The 2,676-nt window shown below is 73.8% G+C and carries 4 protein-coding genes; all 4 read left to right on the top strand.

Annotated elements, in window-relative coordinates:
- A partial coding sequence (locus AB8Z36_RS37405) for an ArsA family ATPase (RefSeq protein ID WP_440582107.1) occupies window positions 1-282 on the top strand: 282 nt, incomplete at its 5' end.
- A gap of 34 nt (window positions 283-316) precedes the next feature.
- Window positions 317-790, top strand: coding sequence for a DUF5304 domain-containing protein (locus tag AB8Z36_RS37400; RefSeq protein WP_369217835.1), 474 nt, complete (start codon window positions 317-319; stop codon window positions 788-790).
- A gap of 52 nt (window positions 791-842) precedes the next feature.
- Window positions 843-1,796, top strand: coding sequence for an ROK family glucokinase (locus AB8Z36_RS37395; RefSeq protein WP_369217834.1), 954 nt, complete (start codon window positions 843-845; stop codon window positions 1,794-1,796).
- A gap of 147 nt (window positions 1,797-1,943) precedes the next feature.
- Window positions 1,944-2,676, top strand: a 733-nt coding sequence (locus AB8Z36_RS37390; RefSeq protein ID WP_369217833.1) for an endonuclease/exonuclease/phosphatase family protein, incomplete at its 3' end; no start/stop codon positions are given.

The raw sequence follows: 2,676 nt of genomic DNA, 5'->3' as shown, positions 1-2,676 counted from the left end.
GACGTAGAGGTCGCCCCCGCCGAGTGGCMCGTMGMSSKCGCCACCGCCGACGACGGCGGCGACCTCTACGTCTGGCACATCCCGCTCCCCGGCGCCGTCCGCGAGGACCTCGGCCTGGTCAGGCGCGGCGACAGCCTGGTCGTCCGCGCGGGAACGCACCGCCGTGTGCTGAGCCTGCCGTCCGCGCTGCGCCGCTGCACCGTCGCGGGCGCCGGACTGCGCGAGGGCGAGCTGCGGGTGCGGTTCGCGCCGGACCCCGGCCTGTGGCCGCGCGGACAGTGAACGGGCTGCCGCCATTCGGGTAACGTCGAGTGGTATGAGCGATGCCACGGAGCGCGAAGCCCCCGAAGCCGACGCGGACGCCTGGGAGAAGGCGTGCGCCGAGGATCTGGCGGCGGAGAAGGCCCGCCGCCGCGAGCAGTACGGGCAGCCGCCTGGATCGGCCGCCGAGGAACTGCGCAAGCTGCTCGACGCCGTCTCGGACAAGCTCTCCGGGCTTCAGTCGCCGCTCTTCGGCGCGGTCGCCCAGGGCGCCGTCGAACAGACCCTGAAGCAGTTGGTCAGGGAGGCCAAGGCCGTGGTCGAGCCGGTCATCGAGCGCAACCCCGACGTCTTCGACCACCTCGCCGCCGCCGGTTCCGAGCTGCTCGCCGCCTACCGCTCGGCGGTCGAGGGCCAGGAGGGCCGCTGGACCCGGGGTGACACCGCGGGGGCGCCCGGTGACCCCGGTCGCGGCCGGGACCGGGGYGACGAGGGTCCCTCGGCGGGCGAACACATCGATCTGGACTGACCCCCCTCGGGTACGGTGGGCCGTAGCGGGGCTCGATCGAACTGAGGGATTCATGGGACTCACCATCGGCGTCGACATCGGCGGCACCAAGATCGCGGCCGGAGTGGTCGACGAGGAAGGCAACATCCTCTCGACGTTCAAGGTGCCGACTCCTGGTACTTCCGAGGCCATCGTCGACGCGATCGCCTCCGCCGTGGAGGGCGCGCGGGCCGGTCACGAGATCGTCGGAGTCGGCATCGGCGCCGCGGGCTACGTCAACCGCCAGCGCTCCACGGTCTACTTCGCGCCCAACATCGACTGGCGGCAGGAGCCGCTGAAGGACGAGGTCGAGAAGCGCGTCGGCCTCCCGGTCGTCGTGGAGAACGACGCCAACGCCGCCGCGTGGGGCGAGTACAGGTTCGGCGGCGGCAAGGGCCACCGCAACGTCATCTGCATCACGCTCGGCACCGGCCTCGGCGGCGGCATCATCATCGGCAACAAGCTGCGCCGCGGCCACTTCGGCGTGGCCGCCGAGTTCGGCCACATCCGGATGGTCCCGGACGGCCTGCTCTGCGGCTGCGGCAGCCAGGGCTGCTGGGAGCAGTACGCCTCGGGCCGCGCCCTCGTGCGGTACGCCCGCCAGCGGGCCAACGCGACGCCGGAGCGCGCCGAGTACCTCCTCTCGCTCGGCGACGGCACCCCCGAGGGCGTCGAGGGCAAGCACATCTCCATGGCCGCCCGGCAGGGCGACGCGGTCGCCATCGACTCCTACCGCGAGCTGGCCCGCTGGGCGGGTGCCGGTCTCGCCGACCTGGCGTCGCTCTTCGACCCGTCCGCGTTCATCGTCGGCGGCGGCCTCTCGGACGAGGGCGAGCTGGTCCTCGACCCGATCCGCAAGTCCTTCAAGCGCTGGCTCGTCGGTGCCGCCTGGCGCCCGCAGGCCGAGGTCATCGCCGCCCAGCTCGGCAACAAGGCGGGTCTGGTCGGCGCCGCCGACCTGGCGCGGGAGCCCGACCCCGTCATGTGAGACCCGGTGCGCGGGCCGGGACCCGGCGCGTCGGCCGCGTCCCGGCCCGTCAGCCGCGTCCTGGTTCGTCAGCCGAGTCATGGTTCGTCCGGCCGTGCCCGCCGTGCCCCGCGAGGGAGCGGCGGGCACTGTCGTATCTTGATCGGCATGTCGACGAGTCCGCTGGCCGATCTCCCCAACTCCCGCACCGAGGAGGACGGTTCGGCCGTCATCCGGGTGCTCAGCTACAATGTCCGCTCGCTGCGCGACGACACCGACGCGCTCGCCCGTGTCATCGCCGCCTGCGCGCCCGACCTCGTCCTGGTCCAGGAGGCGCCCCGGTTCTTCCGCTGGCGCAAGAAGCTGGCCCGCCTCGCCCGCGCCGCCGACCTGGTGATCCTCTCCGGCGGCGGCACGGCGGCCGGGCCCGCGCTGCTCTGCTCGCTGCGGGCCACCGTCGAGCGGACCGAGGACGTCCTGCTCCCGCTCACCCCCGGCCTGCACCGGCGCGGCTTCGCGACGGCGGTGGTCCGCTTCGGCGGCGCCCGACTCGGCGTACTGAGCTGTCACTTGAGCCTCCAGGCCGAGGAGCGGTACACCCAGGGCGGGCTGCTGCTCGACCGGCTCGCGGCGCTCGGCGCCGAGCACGCGGTCGCGGGCGGCGACCTCAACGAGCGGCCCACCGGCCGGACCTTCCGCAGGCTCACCAGGACGCTCCAGGACTGCTGGCGCACCAAGCCCTGGGGCGGTGAGCACACCTCCACGCCCGGCGACCCCCACCAGCGCATCGACGCCATCCTCGCCACACCGGGCGTCGAGGTGCTCGGCTGCGGGGTCCCCGTGGGGCTGCCGGGCGTGACGGGGACAGACCTGAGGGCGGCCACGGACCATCTTCCGGTCC

It is taken from the genome of Streptomyces flavofungini, from assembly GCF_041028215.1.
In the GTDB taxonomy this organism is placed as follows: domain Bacteria; phylum Actinomycetota; class Actinomycetes; order Streptomycetales; family Streptomycetaceae; genus Streptomyces; species Streptomyces flavofungini_B.
The sequence above is the reverse complement of the archived record's forward strand: the minus strand, read 5'-3'. Positions and strand labels throughout refer to the sequence as shown.